Source organism: Frankia sp. CcWB2, from assembly GCF_977927585.1.
In genome coordinates this window covers 5,802-11,483 of the sequence record NZ_CDWRCM010000015.1, presented here as the reverse complement: position 1 = coordinate 11,483, position 5,682 = coordinate 5,802, and the positions used below count along the sequence as shown (strand labels likewise).

At 69.9% G+C, this 5,682-nt stretch carries 4 protein-coding genes; 2 read left to right on the top strand and 2 right to left on the bottom strand.

From position 1 onward, the window contains the following. On the bottom strand, positions 1-607 hold a 607-nt coding region (locus tag ACY45C_RS03210), incomplete at its 3' end, for an MBL fold metallo-hydrolase (protein WP_462186164.1). A 244-nt stretch (positions 608-851) separates the two neighbouring features. On the opposite strand from ACY45C_RS03210, the gene uvrA reads away from it, so the two are divergent. Further along, positions 852-3,791, top strand: a complete 2,940-nt coding sequence (gene uvrA, locus ACY45C_RS03205) for an excinuclease ABC subunit UvrA (RefSeq protein ID WP_462186163.1) — start codon at positions 852-854, stop codon at positions 3,789-3,791. Here uvrA and ACY45C_RS03200 read toward each other — a convergent pair. Then, entirely contained in the window at positions 3,734-4,147 is a 414-nt protein-coding gene (locus ACY45C_RS03200) for an SsgA family sporulation/cell division regulator (RefSeq protein WP_462186162.1), read from the bottom strand. The two genes, uvrA and ACY45C_RS03200, sit on opposite strands and share 58 nt — an antisense overlap. 250 nt (positions 4,148-4,397) lie before the next feature. On the opposite strand from ACY45C_RS03200, the gene uvrC reads away from it, so the two are divergent. After that, the coding region (gene uvrC, locus ACY45C_RS03195) for an excinuclease ABC subunit UvrC (protein WP_462186161.1) at positions 4,398-5,682 on the top strand (1,285 nt) is incomplete at its 3' end.

Here is a 5,682-nt window from a genome sequence, read left to right as displayed (position 1 = left end):
TGTCTGGCAGTGGGCCGAAGATCTTGCGTTCGAGGCCGTCCATCAGCGTCGTAAAGGCCTGTTCGTCACCGAACGTGTTTCCAGGGCCGCCAGGGAACAGGCAGTCTCCGGTGAAGAGGTGGGGGCGGCGGGATCGGCCTCGTAGAGCAGGGCGATGGACGGGTGTGTGCCCGACCAGGTGGATCACCCGAAGGGTGGCCGTCCCGACGGCGACCTCGTCTCCGTCGCGCACCTGCCGCGCGGTGGGCACCGGAATGGCCGGGGCGTCGTCCGGATGGGCGACCGTGCTGGCCCCGGTGGTGGTGACCACAGCTGCGAGGGCCTGCACATGATCATCGTGCTGATGGCTGGTGACCACCGTCGCCAGCCCCGCGTCCCCGACGAGCCGCAGCAGCGTGTCGGCCTCGTTTGCCGCGTCGACGAGCAGCTGCTCCCCGGTGACCGGGCAGCGCAGCAGGTAGGCGTTATTGTTCATCGGGCCGACGGCGATCTTGGTGATCGACAGGCCTGGCAGGGTCCGTACGTCGGCCGGACCGCCGACCGTGACTTTCCCGGTGTACTCGGTGTAGCCGGTGCGGCTGGTGTCGCCGCCGTCGGCGTCGCTCATGGTGATCCTCTCCGGAGCGGATGGCGCGGATGGGACGGGAGCAGGGGATAGCTGCCGGTCGTTACGGTCCGTCAGGTGGCACCGGGAGATCTGATGCCTCTGACGCCTCCGAGGTCTCTACCGGATTCGACGGATTCGTCCGGCTGGTGGTAAGTGACCGCCCCCGGAAAAGTACCGGTCCTCATCCGTAGCATGGCCACACTCGCCCAGGTCCGGTCTTACTGAAGATCATGAGGGTTTGTCGATGGCCGATCGTCTTGTCGTGCGTGGCGCGCGTGAACACAATCTCCGTGACGTCGACCTCGACCTGCCCCGCGACGGGCTGATCGTCTTCACCGGTATGTCCGGGTCCGGCAAGTCCAGCCTCGCCTTCGACACAATCTTCGCCGAGGGGCAGCGGCGCTACGTGGAGTCGCTGTCAGCCTATGCTCGGCAGTTTCTCGGGCAGATGGACAAGCCCGACGTCGACTTCATCGAGGGGCTGTCCCCGGCCGTCTCCATCGATCAGAAGTCGACCTCGCGCAACCCGCGGTCCACCGTCGGCACGATCACCGAGGTCTACGACTACCTGCGGCTGCTCTTCGCCCGCGCCGGCCGCCCGCACTGCCCGAAGTGCGGGCGGCTGATCTCCCGGCAGACCCCGCAGCAGATCGTCGACCGGCTGCTGGAGCTGCCCGAGGGCACCCGCTTCCAGGTGCTGGCCCCGGTGGTGCGTGGCCGCAAGGGCGAGTATGTCGACCTGTTCGCCGAGCTGCAGAGCTCCGGGTTCGCGCGGGCCCGCGTCGACGGCACGGTGGTGCCGCTCACCGATCCGCCGAAGCTGGAGAAGCAGCGCAAGCATACGATCGAGGTCGTCGTCGACCGGCTCGCGATCAAGCCGTCGGCGAAGCGGCGGCTCACCGACTCGGTGGAGACGGCCCTGAAGCTGGGCGGCGGGCTCGTCCTGGTCGACTTCGTCGACCGCGACGCCGACGACCCCGAGCGCGAGCGGATGTACTCCGAGCATCTGGCCTGCCTCTACGACGACCTCTCCTTTGAGGAGCTGGAGCCGCGGTCGTTCTCGTTCAACTCGCCATACGGTGCCTGCCCCGAGTGCACCGGGATCGGGACCCGCAAGGAGGTCGACCCGGAGCTCGTCGTGCCCGACCCCACCCTGTCGCTGGCGCAGGGCGCGGTGGCCCCCTGGTCGGGCGGCCACAACAAGGAGTACTTCGAACGGTTGCTCACGGCCCTTGCCGAGGACCTCAGCTTCAAGATGGACACCCCGTGGGAGGGGCTGCCCGAGCGGGCCCGCAAGGCCGTGCTGTACGGCAGCGGCGACACCGAGATCCACGTCGGCTACACCAACCGCTACGGCCGCAAGCGTTCCTACTACACCTCCTTCGAGGGCGTGATCGGCTTCCTGGGCCGCCGGCACCGCGAGGCCGAGTCGGACAGCAGCCGGGAGCGGTACGAGGGCTACATGCGCGATGTCCCCTGCCCGGGCTGCCGCGGCGCGCGGCTGAAGTCGGAGTCACTTGCGGTGACGCTGGGCGGTCGGTCGATCGCCGAGGTTTCGGGTATGGCGATCGGTGAGTGCGCCGTGTTCCTGCGCGGGCTCGACCTCACCGAACGGGAGCGGGCCATCGCCGGCCGGGTGCTCAAGGAGGTCGACGCGCGGCTGACGTTCCTGCTGGACGTGGGGCTGGACTACCTCTCCCTCGACCGGGCCGCCGGCACCCTGGCGGGCGGCGAGGCACAGCGCATCCGGCTGGCCACCCAGATCGGTTCCGGGCTCGTCGGGGTGCTGTACGTGCTCGACGAGCCGTCGATCGGCCTGCACCAGCGGGACAACCGCCGGCTCATCCAGACCCTGCTGCGGCTGCGCGACCTGGGCAACACGCTCATCGTCGTCGAGCACGACGAGGACACGATCCGCGCCTCCGACTGGGTGGTCGACATCGGCCCCGGCGCCGGCGAGCACGGCGGTCGGGTCGTCGTCTCCGGGCCGGTCGAGAAGCTGCTCGCCAGCGAGGAGTCGATGACCGGCGCCTACCTGTCCGGGCGGCGCCGGATCCCGGTGCCCGACATCCGCCGGGTGCCGACCAAGGGCCGGGCACTGACCGTGCACGGGGCCCGGGAGCACAACCTGCGCGACGTCACCGTGTCGTTCCCGCTGGGCTGTTTCGTGGCCGTCACCGGGGTGTCGGGCTCGGGGAAGTCCACCCTCGTCAACGACATCCTCGCCGCCGTCCTGGCGAACAAGCTCAACGGCGCCCGGGAGGTGCCGGGCCGGCACCGCACCGTCAGCGGGCTCGACCATCTCGACAAGGCGGTCCGGGTCGACCAGTCCCCGATCGGACGCACGCCGCGGTCCAACCCCGCCACCTACACCGGCGTGTTCGACCACATCCGCCGGCTGTTCGCCGAGACGACTGAGGCGAAGGTCCGCGGCTATCTGCCGGGCCGGTTCTCGTTCAACGTCAAGGGCGGGCGGTGCGAGGCGTGTTCCGGTGACGGCACCCTCAAGATCGAGATGAACTTCCTGCCGGACGTGTACGTGCCGTGCGAGGTCTGCCACGGCGACCGGTACAACCGGGAGACGCTGGAGGTGCACTACAAGGGCAGGAACATCGCCGAGGTGCTCGACATGCCGATCGAGGAGGCGGCGGAGTTCTTCGCCGCGGTGCCGGCCATCGCCCGGCACCTGCGGACGCTGAACGACGTTGGCCTGGGGTACGTCCGGCTCGGCCAGTCGGCGCCGACCCTGTCCGGCGGCGAGGCGCAGCGGGTCAAGCTCGCCTCGGAGCTGCAGCGGCGCTCCACCGGCCGGACGGTCTACGTGCTCGACGAGCCGACGACCGGTCTGCACTTCGAGGACATCCGCAAGCTGCTCGGCGTGCTCGGCCGGCTGGTCGACGCCGGGAACACGGTCATCGTGATCGAGCACAACCTCGATGTCATCAAGACGGCGGACTGGATCATTGACCTGGGGCCGGAGGGGGGCACGGGAGGCGGCCGGGTCGTCGCGCAAGGGCCGCCCGAGGCCGTGGCGGCGGTCGAGGAGAGCCACACCGCGGTCTTCCTCCGGGAGATCCTCGGTGACCGGGTCGCCGAGGTGGGACCGGTCCCGCCTTCTCAGGCTTCTCAGGTCTGCAGCAGGTCCGCGAGGACGGCGTCCAGCTCCTGTTCGGTGTGCTCCTGACCGGTCGGGACAAGTCGCTCGGTGCGGTCCAGGAAGCTGCGCAGCGACGACGCCGCGACCACCACCACGGACCGGCGGTCGCCGTGCACCAGGTCGAGCCGCACGCCGCGCCGATCCGCGTCGGGACCGATCCGGACGTCCCCGTCGCCCACCGCCGTCTCCAGGCCGGCGCGCAGGGTGTCGCGTGGTGCGACCCAGCTGCCCTGCGGCAGCGCGGGATGTTCCGGCCTGGACACCAGCGTCATGGACACAGCCAACGGGTCGCGGGCGCCCCAGCAGATCTGGAATACGGTGATCCGCCCACGGCTGGACGCGTCGTCCACGACGAACTCCGCCGTGACGTCCTTACCAAGCACGCGCTGGCTCCCTCGGTTCGCTTGCCCGATGTGTCGAGGGTCGCAGCCCTCCGCCCCGGACGCCAGCGGGGGCTCCCGAAACAGCGGAAGGTGTGTAATCGGTCACGATACTGCCGGGTGGCCGTCGCCGCTCGTCACCCTACCGCCACCATCGGAGGGAACCCGCTGCCAAGCCCGCACGCTATGCGTGATGAAATGGTTACGTGCAGGTGCTGCTTGCTCGGGATGAAGGTCGCCGTAGGCTCGCTTCATGGCTGATCCGGCGTCCTACCGGCCCGCCCCGGGCTCGATCCCCGAGACACCCGGTGTCTATCGTTTCCGTGACGAGCACGGTCGCGTGCTCTATGTCGGCAAGGCCAAGAACCTGCGGGCCCGGCTGGCCAACTACTTCGCCGAGTTGCACACCCTCCATCCGCGCACGCAGCACATGGTCTCCTCGGCGAGCTCGGTCGACTGGACCGTTGTCTCGACCGAGGTCGAGGCCCTCCAGCTCGAGTACACGTGGATCAAGGAGTTCGACCCGCGCTTCAACGTCCGCTACCGCGACGACAAGAGCTACCCGAGTCTCGCCGTGACCCTCCACGAGGAGTTCCCGCGCCTGCAGGTCATGCGGGGACCCAAGCGCAAGGGTGTCCGGTACTTCGGCCCGTATGCGCATGCCTGGGCCATCCGGGAGACCCTCGATCTGCTCCTGCGGGTCTTCCCCGCCCGCACGTGCTCGGGCGGGGTCTTCAAACGGGCCGCGCAGGTCGGACGGCCGTGCCTGCTCGGGTACATCGACCGGTGCTCGGCACCCTGCGTGGGACGGGTCGACGCGGCCACCCACCGGGAGATCGTCGAGGACTTCTGCGACTTCATGTCCGGGCAGGCGGGCCGTTACCTGCGTCGGCTCGAACGGGAGATGCAGCAGGCGGCGCAGGCCCAGGAGTACGAACGCGCCGCGCGGCTGCGCGACGACATCGGCGCCCTGCGCCGTGCGGTCGAGAAGCAGGCCGTGGTCCTGCCCGACGGCACCGACGCCGACGTCATCGCCTTCGCCGAGGACGAGCTGGAGGCCGCCGTCGCGGTGTTCTACGTGCGTGGCGGGCGGGTACGCGGCCAGCGGGGCTGGGTTGTCGACAAGCTCGACGAGGTCACGACCGCGGACCTCGTCGAGCAGTTCCTCACCCAGGAGTACCTCGACGGCACGGGAGCGGCCTCGACCGGGACCGCTGGTTCGACGGTGCCCACGACCACCGCGGGATCCCAGGGGGAGGGCATCCCCCGCGAGATCCTGGTTCCCGCCCTGCCGCCCGGCGTCGAGGCGGCCACCGAACTGCTCGGCGCGGCCCGGGGCAGCCGCGTCGAGGTCCGCGTGCCCCGCCGCGGGGACAAGCGCACCCTGCTCGAGACGGTGGAGCGCAACGCCAAGCAGGCGTTCGCGCTGCACCGGACGAAGCGGGCCAGTGACCTCACCGCCCGCAGCCGTGCCCTCGCCGAGCTTCAGGAGGCCTTGGAGCTGCCCGACGCGCCGCTGCGCATCGAGTGCTTCGACG

Excerpts from the sequence above, each read along its gene's own strand:
- uvrA (WP_462186163.1), top strand. The coding sequence starts at position 852 with ATGGCCGATCGTCTTGTCGTGCGTGGCGCGCGTGAACACAATCTCCGT.